This window comes from Bacillus sp. Bwzl_19 (assembly GCF_054900515.1).
The window spans coordinates 781,231-799,870 of the sequence record NZ_CM142729.1; the positions used below are offsets into that span (position 1 = coordinate 781,231).

General features: G+C 47.1%; 17 protein-coding genes. 9 read left to right on the top strand and 8 right to left on the bottom strand.

Annotation, left to right across the window (positions count from 1 at the left end; translation table 11 throughout):
• Positions 1-92: 92 nt before the first annotated feature.
• The 4 genes from treP (at position 93) to ACW5MY_RS04105 (ending at position 4,807) form a co-directional block, all read left to right on the top strand.
• Entirely contained in the window at positions 93-1,508 is a 1,416-nt protein-coding gene (gene treP, locus ACW5MY_RS04090; protein ID WP_014469890.1) for a PTS system trehalose-specific EIIBC component, read from the top strand.
• A gap of 75 nt (positions 1,509-1,583) precedes the next feature.
• Positions 1,584-3,269 (top strand): alpha,alpha-phosphotrehalase, encoded by a 1,686-nt coding sequence (gene treC / locus ACW5MY_RS04095; RefSeq protein WP_013351376.1) that lies wholly within the window; start codon positions 1,584-1,586, stop codon positions 3,267-3,269.
• Between the two features lie 23 nt (positions 3,270-3,292).
• Positions 3,293-4,009, top strand: a complete 717-nt coding sequence (gene treR / locus ACW5MY_RS04100; protein ID WP_013351377.1) for a trehalose operon repressor — start codon at positions 3,293-3,295, stop codon at positions 4,007-4,009.
• Between the two features lie 132 nt (positions 4,010-4,141).
• A complete protein-coding gene (locus ACW5MY_RS04105; protein WP_013351378.1) occupies positions 4,142-4,807 on the top strand; it encodes an NAD(P)H-dependent oxidoreductase in 666 nt (221 codons plus the stop codon).
• A 34-nt stretch (positions 4,808-4,841) separates the two neighbouring features.
• On the opposite strand, the gene ACW5MY_RS04110 is transcribed toward ACW5MY_RS04105, so the two are convergent.
• The 3 genes from ACW5MY_RS04110 to ACW5MY_RS04120 all read right to left on the bottom strand — a co-directional run bounded on the left by ACW5MY_RS04110 (position 4,842) and on the right by ACW5MY_RS04120 (position 11,226).
• A complete protein-coding gene (locus ACW5MY_RS04110; protein ID WP_013351379.1) occupies positions 4,842-5,603 on the bottom strand; it encodes a YibE/F family protein in 762 nt (253 codons plus the stop codon).
• The gene (locus ACW5MY_RS04115; protein ID WP_013351380.1) at positions 5,600-6,739 is read right to left on the bottom strand and encodes a YibE/F family protein; all 1,140 of its coding nucleotides are present in this window, start codon (positions 6,737-6,739) and stop codon (positions 5,600-5,602) included. Before ACW5MY_RS04115 ends, ACW5MY_RS04110 begins: the two co-directional genes overlap by 4 nt.
• Before the next feature lie 194 nt (positions 6,740-6,933).
• Complete coding sequence (locus ACW5MY_RS04120) at positions 6,934-11,226, bottom strand: multifunctional 2',3'-cyclic-nucleotide 2'-phosphodiesterase/3'-nucleotidase/5'-nucleotidase (RefSeq protein WP_289394208.1); 4,293 nt, start codon at positions 11,224-11,226, stop codon at positions 6,934-6,936.
• Between the two features lie 220 nt (positions 11,227-11,446).
• Between ACW5MY_RS04120 and ACW5MY_RS04125 the strand changes: the two genes are divergently transcribed.
• Entirely contained in the window at positions 11,447-11,962 is a 516-nt protein-coding gene (locus tag ACW5MY_RS04125; RefSeq protein ID WP_003155578.1) for a type 1 glutamine amidotransferase domain-containing protein, read from the top strand.
• A gap of 20 nt (positions 11,963-11,982) precedes the next feature.
• Here the strand turns inward: ACW5MY_RS04125 and ACW5MY_RS04130 are convergent, their stop codons facing one another.
• The 5 genes from ACW5MY_RS04130 to ACW5MY_RS04150 form a co-directional block, all read right to left on the bottom strand.
• Positions 11,983-13,014: a LacI family DNA-binding transcriptional regulator gene (locus ACW5MY_RS04130; protein WP_014469893.1), complete on the bottom strand. Its 1,032-nt coding sequence runs from the start codon at positions 13,012-13,014 to the stop codon at positions 11,983-11,985.
• A 134-nt stretch (positions 13,015-13,148) separates the two neighbouring features.
• On the bottom strand, positions 13,149-14,033 hold the full coding sequence (locus tag ACW5MY_RS04135; protein ID WP_014469894.1) for a shikimate dehydrogenase: 885 nt from the start codon (positions 14,031-14,033) through the stop codon (positions 13,149-13,151).
• Between the two features lie 64 nt (positions 14,034-14,097).
• The gene (gene aroD / locus ACW5MY_RS04140; RefSeq protein ID WP_013351384.1) at positions 14,098-14,859 is read right to left on the bottom strand and encodes a type I 3-dehydroquinate dehydratase; all 762 of its coding nucleotides are present in this window, start codon (positions 14,857-14,859) and stop codon (positions 14,098-14,100) included.
• A gap of 26 nt (positions 14,860-14,885) precedes the next feature.
• Entirely contained in the window at positions 14,886-16,079 is a 1,194-nt protein-coding gene (locus ACW5MY_RS04145) for an MFS transporter (RefSeq protein ID WP_289394209.1), read from the bottom strand.
• Positions 16,080-16,419: 340 nt separating this feature from the next.
• Positions 16,420-16,635 carry a DUF1128 domain-containing protein gene (locus ACW5MY_RS04150; RefSeq protein ID WP_013351386.1) on the bottom strand — a complete coding sequence of 72 codons (216 nt, stop codon included), beginning with the start codon at positions 16,633-16,635 and terminating at the stop codon, positions 16,420-16,422.
• A 154-nt stretch (positions 16,636-16,789) separates the two neighbouring features.
• Here ACW5MY_RS04150 and ACW5MY_RS04155 point away from each other — a divergent pair, with 154 nt between their 5' ends.
• Genes ACW5MY_RS04155 through ACW5MY_RS04170 form a run of 4 tightly spaced genes read left to right on the top strand, consistent with a single transcriptional unit; the run spans position 16,790 to position 18,605 of the window.
• Positions 16,790-17,263, top strand: coding sequence for a low molecular weight protein-tyrosine-phosphatase (locus ACW5MY_RS04155; protein ID WP_462061670.1), 474 nt, complete (start codon positions 16,790-16,792; stop codon positions 17,261-17,263).
• 13 nt (positions 17,264-17,276) lie between these two features.
• The gene (locus ACW5MY_RS04160; protein ID WP_013351388.1) at positions 17,277-17,603 is read left to right on the top strand and encodes a hypothetical protein; all 327 of its coding nucleotides are present in this window, start codon (positions 17,277-17,279) and stop codon (positions 17,601-17,603) included.
• An 11-nt stretch (positions 17,604-17,614) separates the two neighbouring features.
• On the top strand, positions 17,615-18,454 hold the full coding sequence (locus ACW5MY_RS04165; RefSeq protein WP_013351389.1) for a YihY family inner membrane protein: 840 nt from the start codon (positions 17,615-17,617) through the stop codon (positions 18,452-18,454).
• Positions 18,423-18,605, top strand: coding sequence for a hypothetical protein (locus ACW5MY_RS04170; RefSeq protein ID WP_142746853.1), 183 nt, complete (start codon positions 18,423-18,425; stop codon positions 18,603-18,605). Before ACW5MY_RS04165 ends, ACW5MY_RS04170 begins: the two co-directional genes overlap by 32 nt.
• Positions 18,606-18,640: the final 35 nt, after the last annotated feature.

Below are 18,640 nucleotides of genomic sequence, written 5' to 3' on the forward strand. Positions count from 1 at the left end.
TGACGACATGTATATACATCATTACAATAGAGTCATAAACATGTATATACAAGTTTACAAGACAAAATGAAAACGGTTACGGAGGGGTTGGCATGGGTGAGTTTAACCGGGCTGCGCGGCAGATCGCTGAAGCTGTCGGCGGAATCGAAAATATTGAGGCGGCGACTCATTGTGTTACGCGTTTGCGGTTTGCGTTAATAGATGAAACCAAAGTGAATCAGAAAATGCTTGATGCAATAGACATTGTCAAAGGTTCTTTTGCGGTAAACGGACAATTTCAAGTCGTGATCGGGCAGGGGACGGTCAACAAAGTATATGCGGAGTTAGTGAAGGAAACAGGGATAGGCGAAGCGTCAAAGGATGACGTAAAGAAGGCGGCAGCGCAAAAAATGAATCCGTTGCAGCGCGCTGTGAAAACGCTTGCGGACATCTTTATTCCGATCCTTCCGGCGATCGTCACAGCCGGGCTTTTAATGGGTCTGAACAACATCTTAACGGCGGAAGGCATTTTCTTCAGCACAAAATCGATTGTCCAAGTGTATCCGCAATGGGCGGATCTCGCCAATATGATTAATCTGATTGCGGGGACGGCCTTCGCTTTTCTGCCGGCTTTAATCGGCTGGTCAGCAGTGAAGCGGTTCGGGGGAAGCCCGCTTTTGGGCATCGTGCTCGGGCTGATGCTTGTGCATCCTGATCTGTTGAATGCATGGGGCTACGGGGCTGCCGAGCAGAGCGGCGATATTCCGGTGTGGAACCTCTTCGGCCTTGAGGTGCAGAAAGTCGGGTATCAAGGTCAGGTGCTTCCGATTCTGCTGGCGTCTTATTTACTTGCCAGGCTTGAGCTCTTTTTAACCAAACGGACGCCGGAAGGCATTCAGCTGTTAGTCGTCGCACCTGTGACGCTGCTGGTCATCGGTTTTCTGTCGTTTGTCATCATCGGACCGATCACTTTTGCGATCGGAAACGCGCTGACAGCGGGATTGATCGCTATTTTCGGCCAATTCTCCGCCATTGGCGGCCTGCTGTACGGAGGGCTGTATTCGGCGCTTGTGATTACGGGGATGCATCATACGTTTCTGGCGGTCGATCTTCAATTAATCGGCTCAAAGCTCGGCGGCACATTTCTATGGCCGATGCTCGCTTTGTCAAATATTGCTCAAGGATCGGCGGCTTTGGCCATGATGCTGATTACAAAAGATAAAAAACAGCGGGGGCTTTCACTGACGGCCGGCATTTCCGCATATTTGGGCATTACCGAGCCGGCGATTTTCGGCGTAAATCTGCGTTACAAATTTCCGTTTGTGATCGCCATGATCAGTTCGGGAATCGCAGGGATGTACATCTCCGTTAAAGGCGTTTTGGCAAGCTCAGTCGGAGTCGGCGGCGTGCCGGGGATTTTCTCCATCATGAGCCGGTACTGGGGGCCGTTTGCGCTCGGAATGCTGATCGTGCTGATTCTCCCGTTTGCGGGAACATACGGGTATGCGCGGCTGAAGCGGAAAAAATAGATAACCTGCGGGACGCCTTCATTCAGGCTGTCCCTTTCCCTTTTCAAATCAAACGAATACAGGCGGTGAAGAAAAATGAAAACAGACAGCACACCATGGTGGAAAAAGGCAGCGGTGTATCAAATTTATCCGAAGAGCTTTAATGATACGACGGGAAACGGGATCGGCGATCTTAACGGCATTATCGAGAAGCTTGATTATTTACAGAAGCTTTTGATTGATGTCATTTGGCTTACGCCGATTTACGATTCACCGCAGAATGACAATGGCTATGACATTCGTGATTACTGCACCATTTATGAAGAATACGGAACAATGGAGGATTTTGAACGTCTTCTCAATGAAGCGCACAAAAGAGGGATCAAGGTCGTCATGGATCTTGTTGTAAACCATACATCCGTCGAGCACAGGTGGTTCAAAGAAGCGGTCTCGTCACCTGACAGTCCGTATCGGGATTTTTACATTTGGAAAGACGGAAAGGAAGACGGCCGGGCGCCGAACAACTGGGAATCAAAATTCGGCGGCTCCGCTTGGAAGCTCGATCCGGCGTCAGGCCAGCACTATCTGCATTTATTTGATGTGTCGCAGGCTGATTTGAACTGGGAAAATGAAGAGATGAGAAAACGGGTTTACGACATGATGCATTTTTGGTTCCAAAAAGGGATCGACGGCTTCCGGCTTGATGTGATCAATCTCATTTCTAAAGACCAATCGTTTCCTGATGCCAAGGACGGACATGACGGGCGTCCTTATTATACGGACGGGCCGCGTGTGCATGAATTTCTCCATGAGATGAACCGGGAAGTGTTTTCGAAATATGACAGCATGACGGTCGGTGAAATGTCCTCGACAACGGCTGATCACTGCATCCGGTACACAAACCCGGAAAGTAAAGAACTCGATATGACCTTTAACTTTCATCATTTAAAAGTGGATTATCCGAATGGTGAAAAGTGGGCGCTCGCTCCGTTTGATTTTCTGAAGCTGAAACGGATTTTAGCGTTTTGGCAGACGGAGATGCAAAAAGGCGGGGGCTGGAATGCTTTATTCTGGTGCAACCACGACCAGCCGCGGGTCGTATCCAGATACGGAGACGACGGCGTGTACCGGACGAAATCAGCTAAAATGCTGGCGTCGGCGATTCATATGATGCAGGGAACGCCTTACATTTATCAAGGCGAGGAGATCGGCATGGGCAATCCGAAATTCGATGACATCGGCTCATACCGTGATGTCGAATCACTGAACATTTACAAGAAGATGAAGGAAGAGGGCGTGCCCGAAAAAGACATTATCGCCATTTTAAAAGAGAAATCAAGAGACAATTCAAGGACTCCCGTTCAATGGAACAGCGAACCGAACGGCGGTTTCACGACGGGAACGCCTTGGATTCCCGCGGCGGATGATTATCAGGACATTAACGCAGAAGCGGCTTTGCGGGACCCGGATTCAATTTTCTACCATTATCAGAAGCTCATCCGGCTCAGAAAGGAATATGACATCGTGACCGAAGGAACGTTTGAACTGCTTGCTGAAGACGATCCGTCGGTTCTGGCGTACGTGAGACACGGCAAGGATGAAAAACTCCTGTGCATCAACAACTTCTATGGAAAAGAAGCGGATTTTACGCTCCCGCTTGAAGACATGGCCGGCTGGCGGTTTACGGTGCTGTTGACGAATGATGAACAGAGGGAAGGGCGGCCGGAACGATTGACGCTCCGTCCGTATGAATCGATCGTTTATCATCTGACCAAAGCGTGATACACTAATCTGGGTGGTCATGAATGAAAGTGAATAAATACATCACAATCTATAAAGACATGGTGCAGCAAATCGAAAGCGGCATGCGGAAGGCGGAAGACGTTCTTCCGTCTGAAAATGATTTGTGCGATCAATACGGCGCATCAAGAGAAACCGTCCGCAAAGCGCTCAATATGCTGGCGCAAAACGGCTACATCCAGAAAATCAAAGGCAAAGGCTCCGTCATATTAGACAGAGAAAAAATGCGTTTTCCCGTCTCAGGCCTGATCAGCTTTAAGGAGCTTTCGGAAACGCTCGGAAAAGAGACGAAAACGACGGTTCACCGTCTCGGGCTGATTCCGCCTCCCGCCGAAGCCGCAAAAGAGCTTGGCACAAAGGCGGATGAAAAGGTGTGGGAAGTCGTCAGATCAAGGCGGATTGACGGAGAACACATTATTTTGGACAAGGATTACTTTGTGAAAAAGCACGTTCCTCTTTTGACGAAGGCGATTTGCGAAGATTCGATTTACGAGTATCTCGAAGAAGAGCTCGGTCTGTCAATCAGCTACGCGCAAAAAGAAATTGTCGTGGAGCCGGCAGGGGAAGAAGACCGAAAGTATTTGGATCTCGGCGGATTCAGCCATATGGCGGTCGTGAAAAACCGTGTGTTTTTGGAGGACACCAGCCTCTTTCAATATACGGAAAGCCGGCACAGGCTCGATAAATTTCGTTTCGTCGACTTTGCGAGAAGAGAAAAATAAGAACGGACTGCCGCGGCAGTCCGTTTTTTTGTCAGTATCAAAATGGATACTATCCAACAAAAATGTGCGTACTGGTACTTTTAAAAATGTTGGCTACAATAGTACATACGAGATTGTAAAGGAGAGATCAGAATGTCAGATAAAAAACACGAGATCATCGAAGCGTATCAATTCAGACACGCCACAAAGGAATTTGATCCTGAGAAAAAAATTTCAGAAAGCGATTTTGAATTCATTTTAGAAACGGGAAGATTATCCCCAAGCTCACTCGGTCTTGAACCTTGGAGATTTGTCGTTGTCCAAAATCCGGAGCTTCGCGAAAAACTTCGCGAGTTCACGTGGGGCGCGCAAAAGCAGCTGCCGACCGCAAGCCATTTCGTTCTTCTGCTTGCCCGGACGGCAAAGGATATCCGTTTTGACGCCGACTATGTCAAAAACCACTTGCGGGAAGTCAAAAAAATGCCGGATGATATGTATGAAGGCTATATCAGCAAAACGGAAGAATTCCAGAAACATGATTTCAATCTGCTTGAATCAGATCGTGCGCTGTTTGACTGGGCATCAAAGCAGACATATATCGCCCTCGGCAATATGATGACAGCCGCTGCGCAGATCGGCATTGATTCCTGCCCGGTAGAAGGCTTCAATTACAAAGAAATTCACCGGATTCTTGAAGAAGAAGGGCTTCTTGAAGACGGAAGTTTCGACATCTCCGTCATGGCCGCATTCGGGTACCGTGTCAGAGAACCGCGCCCGAAAACAAGATCTGTCTCAAAAGACGTTGTGAAGTGGGTATAAGATAAAAAAGCTGCCGGGAAACTGCCGGCAGCTTTTAACGTTTATTTTGTTTCGCTAAAAAATAGGCGGTGATCCAGGACGTAACGGGAATGATCAAGCCGATCCCGATTCCGGCGCAAAGAATGGTGACGGCTTCTGCGCTGAAGACTTTTGAGTTCACTATTTTTTCAGCAGAGTATGATAAGTCTTTAAACCATATAATTAAAGCCAGATAGCTGCCGAAAAAAGCAAAGAATAAAGTATTCGTATTCGTTCCTAAAATATCTCTCCCGATGCTTAAACCGAATTTGTACAGATCTTTTCTGTTCATGGACGGATTATGGCTGTGAATTTCTCTCATGGGCGAGGTAATGGAAATCGCCACATCGGTAATCGCCCCTATCGTGCCCATAATGATCATCGCAGCGGTCACCTTCACAAAATCCACCCCGACAAAAAGCGTGAATATACCGATATCACCCAGTTCTTCTTCACCAAATCCTTGAATCGAAGTATGTTTCGTTACGGCCATAATAAAAAACAGCAGCAATACAATCGTCAGCATTGCAGAAATAAAGGCGGTTACGGTTTTGACGTTTCCCCCGTTAATATAAAAAAGTGTAATGCTGCAAATCACGGCGGAAGAGAGCAATGTTAAAACAATCGGATTGATATGCGGGTCTGTCATTAAAATGATGGTGAGAAAGAGAACACCGAAATTTAAAAATAACGCAATAAATGATCTCGCTCCCTTTTTACCGCCGATCATGACCATCAATAGAAATAAAATCGCCGCAAGAATTACGATGACATTCATGAGCTTGCCTTCTTTCGTTTAATGAAAAAGATAGAAGCATACAGACTGGCAGGTATGGTTAAAACAATTCCGATCCCCCCGGCCAATGCTCTGGCTATTTCCAAGGAAATGTTCATAGAAAGAGTGAATCCTATCGGTGAATCATTTTTCAGATACAAAAGCATCATCGGAATAGAGCCGCTTATATAAGCAAAAAACAGAATGTTGGTCATCGCCCCCATTATGTCTTTTCCGATCTCCATCCCGGACCGTTTAAGCGCTTGTAATGAGATACTCTTGTTTTCTTCATATAACCCAAAGACAGATGACGTCATGGTAATGGCCACATCCATGACCGCTCCCAGTGATCCGATGAATACCCCAGCCATAAACACCGTGTGATAAGGGCGGGTTAAATACTGCATTTCTTCATATCTGAGCCCTTTCTCTCCGGCAGCCGTCATCACAAGATACGTAATCAGCAGGGAAACAAATGTGCCTGCGAGCGTCGCGGCTATGGCCGCATATGTTTTCGCGTGAAAGCCGCTGACAAGCAGCAATGATATGACAGTAAAGATGAGAATACAGATACCGCAGATGAAAATGAGCCCGATGTTCTGGTGCTTCCGGTACAAATCTAATGCAAACGACAGCAAAACAGCGTTAAAGATCAGGCTGATGATCGAAAAGAAGCCTTGTTTTTTACCGACGATAAGCAAGGTGAATATGAAAATCCAAGCGATCAGCAAAAGCTGTTTATCCCGTTTTTTATCTATAATGCTTCCCGATATATCCTTATTTGACGTGTTTCCTTTATCAATAGAAACGAATACTTCATCGCCGATTGAATATTTCTGATCATTCGCTCCGGAGGATGAATATTGATTGGACAAATGAATGAGCTGTCCTTTCCGACTGCCGTTTTCAAGTTTGGCTGTGATCCTCTGATTGAAAATCCTATCTTTGTTTTTATGCATGTCCTGCACGTCAGATTGATGCTCCAATGTTGTTTTCGTCACTTTGGCAATCGGGCGCTCATAAAAAGAAGCGTTGTAATTGACGAAAATGAGCGAGCCGATAAAACAAAGTGCTGTTATTGCGTAAAACAGCTTTTTTTTGTAAGTCATGCTGTTTCGTATCTTTCCTGTTATCTTCAATAAAAGTCCTCCAAACAGGCGGCGCCGGGAAAGCCAGACCCGCCATGAAGTGTCATACCATAGATTGTACGTCTGTGCGATATTTTATCATTCGGACATGCGGCTGTCGACTCAGAAAGGGACCGACAGAAAAGCTCCCCTGATATCAGATCAGGGGAGCTCTTGTGCCGAACCGCCCGATAAAAGCGGTTTTTTTATGCTTCGTTCACTTTTTTTGCTTTTCTTCTTTGATACAGATACAGTGCCGTTCCGAGCGCGCTGATGAGAAACCCTGCAAGGAGAATGGTATACATAGTTGTGGCCGTATCAGGAAGCAGGCCGCCCGGCGATACTCCGTCCTGCGCAGGGCCGGATGATGGGTTTTGTCCGTTTGGCTGCTTTCCCGAGCCGTGATCTCCGCTTGCCGGCGGCGCGCTCTTCGTGTTTGCGTTTAATATGGTGTATTCACTGAAATGATTTGTATAGCCCGTGACGAGATCGTGTGAAACCGAACCGTTTTCTGTTTTTGTATAGACGTGCTTTTTCCGGTCTACATGATAAATGCCCGGCTGTTTCGCTTTTTTCGTATTCTCAATGCGCAGGGTGAGCTTTACCGGCGCTTTGAATGTTTTTACTTCTTTGTTGTTCTGCTTCATTGTAAAATCGTACACATTTGAAAGCGACCCGCTTACTTTTCCTTTCGGCGATACGCCGAACCTTGTATCAGCTGCGGCTGCGTTTGCCATCGGCATTTTCATGCTGAACTTGTCATGCAGGATCGTAAGGGAAGAATCAGTTGTTCTGTCCTTTAACAGTCCGATCTGTTTTTTGGTCACACTGAGGTCAATCTGCTTTTTGGCGCCGTCATTCTTGTCGTAATACACGATCGGAGTGTTGGCGTTTTTGGCATAGACGGCAAATGCGCTGTCATCTTCAAGGGTCCATGAGCCGTTTTTTTGTTTCGTCGGCAGGTACACTTCTTGTGCGCGGCCGTCAACTTTCGGTTCAACCGCTTTTCCTGCTTTTTCAAGCTGTTCTATGAAGACCTCATAGTCGACAAAGCCAAGGTCTTCTTTATGTGATGCTTCGTTAAAGACGGAATATCCGTCTCCGCCTTCACCGACAAAGTTACTTGTGGCGACTCTGTATGTTTCCATATCAGAAATCGGCTTTAAGCTGCCGTCATCCTGCACGGCCGCGGCTTGAAGAACGCGGTGTCCCGGTTTTTTATTCAGTGTAAACGTGTATGTCAAGCCGGCAACTTGAGGGAAGGCGCCGCCTTGAGCCTCAATTCCGCTTAACCCTTGTTCCAGGGCTTGTTTGATCTGTTTTCCGGTTAAATCCGCGACGTAAAGCGTGTTGCCGAACGGCATCACATTCAGTACATCACCGAGTGTGATGTCTCCTTTATCAATGCCTGCGCGGATGCCGCCCCCGTTTGTAATCGCAAGTTGGGCGCCGGCCGCTTCCTTCGCTTTTTGAAGCATGCCGTCTGCGATGAAGTTCCCGAGATTCGTTTCTTTGGAGCGGACATGCTCACGCTGGCCGTCAAGTGCGACCTTCGTTGAGCCGACTTTTTCATTTTTGACTGAGATGAGCTCTTTTTTAAACGGATCAAGCTCTTCTTTCAGATCCGGGTCTTCTTTCGTCTGCTCGTTCACAGGCAGCGCCTGAAGAGAGGATTGTTTCGGCAGGACGACGCCGTTTTTGTCAAATGCGACATCAACCCGGCCTAGGTATTCACCGTATTCTTTTGCTTGTGCGACGATGGTCGGCTCTTCGTTTTTGACTATCTCCATTTTATCTACAAGCGTATGCGTATGTCCGCCGACGATTAAGTCGATGCCTTTTACTTTTTTGGCGAGATCGAGATCGCGCTGATGCCCGATATGGGTCAGAGCGATAATTTTATTGACGTGTTCTTTGTTCTGTATCTCTTTTACCGTATCTTGCGCCGATTGGAAGGCATCGTTAAAGACTATGCTTTTTCCCGGGCTTGATGTGACGGACGTATCTTCTGTCGTTAAGCCGAATACGGCGACTTTTTCTCCGTTTACATTAAGCAGAATGTATGGATAGATGCCTGCTTTTTTCTTTTTTCCTGCCGTAAACGTGTCTGCTTTTTTGATGAATGGACTGAGCTTTGATTCTTTGGACACATCAACGTTCGCGCTGACGAGCAGAAAATCAGGCGCTTGGAAATGATATTTTCCGGACGGATCAACCGCGCTTCCGTTACCGCTCAGGAAGCTGGCGAGAGCACCCGGTCCTTTATCAAACTCATGGTTTCCGAAGGTCATTGCGTCGTAGCCCATGCTGTTCATCAATTTTAAATCCGCCAGTCCCTGCCACTTTGTGAAATAGAGATCGCCTGAGAAGACGTCTCCCGCATCAAGCAAAATGCTGCTGTCGGTTTCGCTTCTGATTTCTTTAATTTTCGTCATCCGCCTCGCCGCGTTATCAAGGTGGGCGTGCGTGTCGTTTGTATGCATAACGGTGAGCTTCCACGGATCATCTTTCGGCGGATCTGTGCCCGGTTCATCATCCTTGAACTGGAGCTTGTACTGTCCGTAGCCAGCGTTTTTGGATTCTCCGATATAGGCAACGTCATCTGCACGGTCGGCAAACGGCTTTGCGGCCAAGGAGGATTCAAATGTCAGGTTCGTCCCTTTGACCGGAAGGATGGACCAGTTATGATCAGCCTGCGGATTAATCGTTTTCTGCTGGATGATGTAGTCCATTAAGACCTGTCTGTTTTCATCGGCTGATGAATATACGATTTTATCATTGCTTAAGTGAGGGAACCCTCCGCCTCCTGAAGCGCGGTAATTATTTGTGACGATAAGAAATTCCTGCTTGGCGCTGACGGGCTTCCCTTGATAAGAAAGGTTGACGATCCGGCTTGCGTCGGGATGAATGACTGTTCCGTTTTCATTGTATTTCGCCGGTTTTGTGACATCGACCTGATAGGTGACGCCGTCAATGACATCGAAATTGTATGAGCGGTAGGCGTCATTTATGAGGGCTTGGCTGCCGCCTTTTGCCTGGTCGATCTGATTAAACTGCCCCGCGGACATTTCGAGCCAGTCTTTCACTTCGCTTCCGTTCAGCTTGACGATCTGAACCGTGTTGTCATACAAGTATAAATCGCCGATATTTTTGATGGCGAGGTCACCTGCGGAAATGTTTGTATAGTAGTTTGAACCGTTCCGCCCCCCGGCTTTAAACGGAGCGCCCGCAGAGAGGATAGGCAGATCTTTATATTTCGTATCCTTCATCTTATTTTCGGCGTACCATTTTTGCGCATCCGTTACGATTTGAATGGACGGATCATCTTTGACTTGGGCGAAGAAACTGTTGATATCGGCTTTTGTCTGGCCGACAGGTTCTCTGATATATTTGAGCGTGCCTTCATGCGCTTTTTTGACGGTATTGACGACGGTTTCGTTTTCCGAAGTCACATTTCCGGCAATCGGCTCGATGCTGCCTTTTGCATCTTCCACATGCCACGCGCCGTCTGTTTTCTGGAGCCGGAGGTCGATGACGCCAGCATATTTGCCCCAGCTGCTGGACATGACAACGGGGATGCCGTTAATCGTGCCTTTATCGACGTCGAATTGATCAGCGCCTTTGTATTCGGCATCAGGGAACAGCCCGTGCTGATGCCCGGATACGATGGCGTCAATTCCGCTGACTTTTGTTGCCAGATCAAAAACGGCATTTTCCGCGCCGGAAGACTGCGCTTTCTTTTCGATGCCGCTGTGGGCGAGGGCGATGACAATATCGGCTCCTTCAGCTTTCATCTTCGGAATGGTTTTCTTTGCGGATTCCACAATGTCTTCGACCTGAATGCGGCCCTCAAGATTTTTCTTATCCCACGTCATGATTTGGGGAGGAACAAAGCCGATGTAGCCGACTTTTATCTGATGCTTTCCGCCGTTTTCATCTGTAACGGTTTTCTCTTTTATGACATAAGGCGTATAGCGGTTTTCGCCGCTTAATGTTTTTACATTGGCGTTGACGATCGGATATTCGGCGCCTTTGATCGTCCCGTCCAGAAATTCAAGCCCGTAATTAAATTCATGATTGCCCAGCGTTCCTGAATCATAGTGCAGACTATTCATTACTTGAATGATCGGATGGGTCTTTGCACCTGAGATAATATCATTTTTCTCATATTTTACTGCGTATTCACCGAGAGGATTCCCCTGGATCAGGTCTCCGTTATCGACAAGCAGCGTATTCGGGTTTTCGCGCCTGTGCTTCTCAATAAGCTGAGCCGTTCGGGCCAGCCCGAATTCCGTTGTCGGTTTGTCGCTGTAGTAATCGTAATCCATCATGTTAGCGTGAACGTCAGTTGTCGCTAAAATGCTGAGATTCACACTGGAGGATTTGTTTTCTTCTGCTTTAATGGGTGATGTTGGGAGGATTAGACTAAGTATCATAACTAGGGGCAGCAGAATACGGAGTGTCATATTGACGCTGCATCGTCTTTTCTGTATTCTCACCTGTTCTCCACCTTTCAACAAATTTTGTCATGCAGTACCATTGTAAGAATATTTTGTGAAAGTTTATATAGATTTCATGATGATTCTTGTAAAAAGATGAAAAATGAGGATAATGACCTATGTAATACGGATGGGCGGCAAACGTGTCTCCCATGTTTGATATTAGTCTGGCTGGGGTCATGGATTTATGTAGACTTCATCAAAGCAGGAGGTAGTAACTATGGGTAAAAAAATTGCAGTTGTATTAACGGATTATTTCGAGGATGTCGAGTATACTGAACCTGCGAAAGCTTTTAAAGATGCAGGTCATGAATTAACAGTGATTGAACAGGAAAAAGGAAAAACAGTAAAAGGCAAACAAGGGGAAGCGGAAGTGAAAGTGGATGCGTCCATCGATGATGTGAATCCGAAAGACTTTGATGCATTGCTGATCCCGGGCGGATTCTCACCTGACATGCTGCGAGCGGATGACCGTTTCGTCCAATTTGCCAAAGCGTTTATGGATGATAAAAAACCTGTTTTCGCCATTTGCCACGGCCCTCAGCTTCTCATCAACGCGAAAGCATTGGACGGGCGCAAAGCGACAGGGTTTACATCGATCCGTATTGACATGGAAAACGCAGGCGCAAATGTAGTGGATGAAGAAGTCGTCGTCTGCCAGAACCAGCTGGTCACAAGCCGCACTCCGGATGACATTCCGGCATTCAACCGCGAATCATTAAAACTGCTTGCGTAATATAAAAGCGGAGCGCCGTATCAGGCGTTCCGCTTTTTTGATGAAGATTCCCGAATGACCAGCTCAGGCGCCAGAATAATGCGCTGTTTTTTGTGCTGGGAACTGGCGATTTTATCATGCAGCAATTGAGCCGCTTCTTTTCCCGACTGCCGCGGAAAGGAAGAAACGGTTGTGAGCGGGGGATAAGAAATTTCAGCTTCCGGCACGTTATCAAAACCGACAATATCAATATCTTCGCCCGGGATGAGCCCGGCTTTTCTGATCCCTTGCATGACACCGAACGCGACCAAATCACTGAAGCAGAAAATCGCGGTCGGGCGCTCAGGCCGGCGGAGCAGCTCCATCACTGCTTCATAGCCTGCCTCGCGGGTCGGTGCACTGTCAATGACAAATTCATTTTTCACTTCAAGATCGGCCTCACGGAGCGCTTTTTTTAAACCTTTCATCCGTTTTGTCCATGTAGATGAGTGCTTCACGCCGCCCAGAAACGCAATCTCCTGATGGCCTTTTTCAATGAGATGATGCACTGCCTTATAGGTGCCTTCTTCATAATCGGCTCCGACAAAATCACAGTCGGCATCGGCGATTTCCCTGACGGCGAGCACGACCGGAATGTCAAGCTGTTCAAGGCGGGAAAGGGTTTCCTCGGCCGCGCCTGAAACCGGACATAAAATCAATCCGCCGACCCTGTGTTCCAGCATAGTCGAGATCAGCTGCTCCTGCTTCGCGACAGAATCAAATGTCGTGCCTAACAGCACCGTTAATCCGACTTCCTCGAGCGTATTCTGAACGCCGATCAGAAATTCTGAGAAAAACGTATTGGAAATGTCAGTAATAATCAGTCCTACCGTTGTAGACGTCTGTGATCGTAAATTCGCGGCGACCCGATCATACACGTACCCCAGTTCCCGCATGGATTGCAGCACTTTTTCACGGGTCGCTTCGGAAATTCGCGGATTATTGCGGACGATTAATGAGGCGGTCGATGTTGAGACGCCGGCATGCTCAGCGACCTGCTGCAATGTCACCCGGCGTTTTTTTTGCTGTTTCATACGTGCATTCCTCACTTGGTTTTTATTGTTACAACCATTATAAGCGTTTTGGCGCATGAGAAGAAAGGGAGAGGGGGAGAAAATGATAAAGCGCCGGAAGACGGATTGTCCTTCGGCGCTTTTGTTACAATAGGTTATTCAAACATTTGCTCTTTAATATACTGAACCGGCATTTCACGGCCTGTCCAGTATTCAAACGCCATGGCGCCCTGCCAAAGCATCATGCCGAGGCCGTTAATGGTTTTGCAGCCGGCCTCTTGTGCCTGTTCGAGCAATTTCGACGTAACGGGGTTGTAAACGACGTCTGTCACAATCAAATCCGGACGGAGCATGGATGTGTCTTCAATGACGCTCAAGCCTTCAAGCGGTTTCATGCCGACACCCGTTCCGTTTGTGAAAATATCGCTTGTGGCGATTTCAGCACGTAGCGCATCTTGATCTTCTAGCGGGAAGATATTCGCTTTACAAGAAGAGCCTTTCATTTCTTCATTGATGATGCGGACATTTTCTTCCGCTTTTTCGAAAAACGCGTCATTGCGGGCGAAAATTGAGATTTCGCCGAGACCTTCCAATGCGGATTGAATCGCAATCGGAGTGGCAGCCCCGCCGGAACCGACAAGCGTCATTTTTTTGCCTGTGATATCGATGCCGTGTTCTTTTAAGTTGCGGACGTATCCCATACCGTCAGTGGAGTGTCCGATCAATGTGCCGTTTTCATTAACCACTGTATTAACTGCACCGGTGAATTTCGCTGAATCCGCGAGTTCATCGAGGTAAGGGAGAATTTTCATCTTGTTCGGCATCGAAACATTGAAGCCTCTGACGTTTAAGGCGCGCATTCCCGTTACCACGTCTTCAAGCTGTTCATTGCCGACTTCAAACGCGAGGTAAGCGTAGTTCAGCCCTAATTTTTTAAACGCCAGGTTGTGCATCGCCGGAGATAAAGAATGTCCGATCGGTGTCGCGAATAATCCGATAAGCTGAGTTTTTCCGTTAATCCGTCCTAAATCTTTCTTCATGATGTATTCCTCCGTTAGTCCATTCATCTGTTTTTCATCCCGCTCGGGGGAAGAAAAACGCTGATTACATATTTTTATTTAAAATGCTGAGTACACTGCGCAATTCATCAACGGGAATCTGTCCGGGCGCTGATGCTTCTTTGCCCGCGCCGAACGTGCATGCCGAGCCGAAGACTTCGCCGGCCAGGCGGCTGATCAGGCCCGTGCCTGCCATGGACATCGTGATGATCGGCCGGTCTGCGAATTGTGTTTTCATCGTGTGTGTGGCATCCAATAAGACGAAAACATCTTCAGTGCTTTGCGGCATCACCGCGATTTTCGGAATATGCGCGCCATACGCCTGCATTTTGCGCAGCCGGGAAATGATTTCCTCTTTTTTCGGTGTCTGATGAAAATCATGATTGGACATGATGACATATACGCCGTTTTCTTCAGCGGTTTTTACAATTGATTTGACCTCGGCATCGCCTGTAAACAATTCAACGTCTATAAGGTCAATGTGTTTTGTTTCGATTGCGGTTTTGAGCAATTCAATGTAAAAGCGGCCGTCAATGACTTTATTTCCGCCTTCTTTATGGCTTCTGAAGGTGAAAAGCAGCGGTGTTTCGCCTGCGGCTTTCCGCAATTTTTCAAGCATGTCTTTTACGGCGTCCAGGCTGTCAACATGCTCGTAAACATCCGCCCGCCACTCAATGATATCCGGGTGAAGCTTATTAACGGCTTCCATTTCTTCAAGAAGCTCTTTCTCTCCGGCTGCCATCAGCGGCACAATGATCTTCGGAAGGCCTTCGCCGATAACCGTGTTTTTGATTGTAATAGTATGCATGATAAATCCTCTCCCTTAAAAAATAGTCAGGCTTTCATCACTTGCTTAAAGCGGATTCCGATAAACAATGCGAGAAGTGCGCTGACAGCCGCAATTCCGATATCTAGCAGAAAAACAGGGGTCAGGCCGGCCGCTTTGGATATCGCTCCCGTTACAAGCGGAATGACAATAAAAGATAAGCTTGATGCTATATTAACAAAAGATGTGATGGTACCTTTATTTTTAGGGAATAAAACAGCCATAACCGTCATCGCCAATTGCAGAATACCCGCAGTTGAAAGACCGATGACAAAGGAGCTGATGACCGATACGGCCAGCTGATGAATGAAAATCAAAGCAAGCAGCGCGATTGCCGCGATCACCGGGTACAGCACCATTACCGTAATCGGCTGAATCACTCTGTTTAACAGCACGGCCAACAATAACACAGACACAAGCGCCCCGATGCTGTAATAGCTAAGCAACTTAACGGCTTGCACCTCCGGCATGCCCAAAACGGATTGTCCGAACTTAGGAAGCCATACTTGAACGAGCATAAACAGCGCCGTAGATGAAAAGCCTAACAAAATAATGGCAAGTCCTTCGCGCCATATCGACGGCTGTGATTTGAACGTGTCATCCGGCGGAAAGGCTTCCGTCAGGCCGCCGTCGTCTTTTTGCTTATGATTCGGAAACGGCACCTTCAGCAGGAAAAAGCCGTTCAGGAAGAAAATGATGCCCGGCACGAAAAAAGTCCAGCCGTAAAACAAATGTCTGTCCGCAATAAATGCGATAAAAAACGGCAGCACCGTCGCGCCGATGGATACAAACGCTTTGATTAACACGGTTGCAGAGCTTGCGTTTTTCGGAAATCCTTCAATAAGAGCAGGATATGTCCCGGAATCCAAAAAGGAATTTGCGATCCCTGCGAAAATGGCGAAGATAAACGCGGCCGTATAGCTTGTCGAAAGCGGAATTCCGATTAAGAAAATCAGATACAGAAATGCGCCCGCCACGATAAACGGCCGTCTCCCGAATGTATCCGAGAGCTTTCCGGCAAACAGAAGCGAAATCAGCTTCCCGATTCCGATGGCGGAGACCAAATAGCTGACTCCGGCTGCTGATGTATGAAGCTGTTTTGATAATGCCTCCATATTGGATGCGATAATAATATTGATCATGCCCAGCAGGAAATAGTTGATATAAAGACCCGCTGCCATTTTGGTGTATATGTTTTTCATGATGACATCCCCTAATGCGGTTAATAAAGAATTAATTTATTTTTTAAACTGATAAAAGCCTAGAACCATTCCCCTTTATTGAACCACTGCCTTTCTCTGAAAACTGGTTTGATAAAACGGCTGCAGAGACAAACGGATATACTCGCGTAACGCTGATACCAATCAAGTATATCGTTCTACTAAATAAAAAAATATAAGCGGCCCGCTCATTTAGTATATCGTTATACCAAGTTCACAGTTACTATACTCCTTCTTTTTATATGTGTCAAACCGATGAACTTTTATTTTTCACTTTTTTAATTCAAAAAGACCCGCCGTTTTCGGCAGGTCTGACATGGGTTTATTTTCTGAGAGAGGCGAGCTCCTGGGCAATGGCCTGCATTTCACTCGGGCTGAATGATTCCTTTTTCATGACCATTTGATGAAGATATGTAAGATCTTCTATTTTTTCATCACTGAAATCTTCCGCTTTGATGACGCCGACATTGAGCATATTGAGCTTCTGCGAAATGTCTTCAATCATCTTGTTTAACGTTTCTGTTTGTTGGCTCGGCAAATTCATGCATCCTTTCATGACCGTTTTCGTATCCTTTATTCTAACAGAATTCATTTAGAATAAAAGCATATTTCCACAGCCGCAGAAAAGTTGCTAAGATGATGATAAGGTTTTTGATCCTCAAAATATGGGGAAAGAATAGGGAGGTTACGATATGGTACATGTTCTGTTTGTCTGTCTGGGAAATATTTTCCGGTCGCCTATGGCAGAGGCGGTATTTTCTGATATGGTAAAGAAAAACGGGCTGGAAGATCAGATTAAGATTGATTCAGCGGGAATCGGCGCCTGGCATGCGGGAAATCCGCCGCATGAAGGGACAGAGGAGATTCTAAAGGAGAAAGGGATCAGCACAAGCGGCATCACGGCAAGGCAGGTCCGTGAGTCTGATCTGACCGATTTCGATTACGTCATTGCGATGGATGCTGAAAATATCGGACATCTGCGCAGCATGGCCGGTTATAAAAAAGAGGTGCCGCGTATCGCAAGGCTGCTTGATTATGTACCGGAGTCGGATCTTGCGGACGTGCCCGATCCGTACTATACCGGGAATTTCAGCGAGGTGTACGCGTTGATCGAGTCGGGATACCGTCATTTGCTGGACACAATTAAAAAAGACCATCATTTATAAGGGGGATTGACCGATGAAACAAACACGCTTCATGGCAAAAGCGATTCTGATCGGCGCTGCCGCCGGCGGAGCACTGTCATTATTACATAAGCCGACAAGAGAAGCATGTTTCCGGAATATGGACGCGTGCAGGCAGCGTGCAGCATTTTACCGGAAAAATCCTGAAGCCCTGAAACAGGAGGCTTCTGCAAAAATGGATCAAGTGAAAAACATCGCCAATACCGTATCGGACGATCTGAGTTTTTTAAACAGTCAGATCTCTAAGCTGAAGCAGACAACACCGCAGGTCATTGAGCTGTTAAAAGAAACGAAGGAGCATTTTTCGAAAAACGATCATTGAGGTGGGATGTCATGAGTTTTATGAAGGAGCTGTTTGCAAGGTTTTCTCTGCATGAAGGACAAAGTAAATCGGCGGAGCTGGCGTATTTTTTTCTGCTGTCATTGTTTCCGTTAATCATTTTCATACTGACGCTCACCGCCTATCTTCCCATATCGGCAGAAGACGTGCTCGGCGCAGTCGATCAATACGCGCCCGACAGCGCCATGTCCATGGTGAAATCCATTACGGAGCAAACGCTGAACAAACGCAGCGGCGGGCTTTTGTCATTCGGGATTATCGCCGTCATCTGGTCGGCTTCCAACGGTATGAATGCGATTGTCAGAGCATTTAACCATGCCTACGAAGTCGAAGAAAACCGCTCATTTATTATCCTTCGCCTGACCTCAATTTTTTTAACTATCGCGATGGTGGTTACGATTTTAATCGCACTGCTTCTGCCGGTGTTCGGCAGAGAAATCGGACTGCTGGCTGCAGATTTTATTGGCGCCCCCGGCCTGTTTTTGAAGGTGTGGTCGGTTGTCCGCTGGGGTATCAGTCCGCTTATCCTTTTAATCGTGTTCACGGCGCTTTACATTTTTGCGCCGAATAAAAGGCTTTCCCTCCGCTTTGTGCTGCCGGGAGCCGTATTTGCGGCAGCCGGCTGGATTATCGTCAGTATGCTGTTCTCATTTTACGTCGGCACCTTTGCCAACTACAGCGCCACATACGGGAGCATCGGGGGAATTATCGTCCTTATGATTTGGTTTTACCTGACGGGAACACTGCTGATTTTAGGAGGAGAAATCAACGCGCTTTTACATAAACGTAAAAAGCTTCCTGATGAAAATCCCTACCGCGGGAGCAAGCTATAGAGGAACGGATGACGTTCAAGCTGAAAACGGAGGGGAACCGATTATGACCAAGCATACGAAAAAAGGCGGAAGCCATAATAAACAAAACTCAAAAAACGGCCCGAAGAATAAAACAAGCGGAAGCGCGAACGGGCAGAACGGATACCACTAGAAAGAAGCCGCCTGGTCTGGAACAGGCGGCTTTTT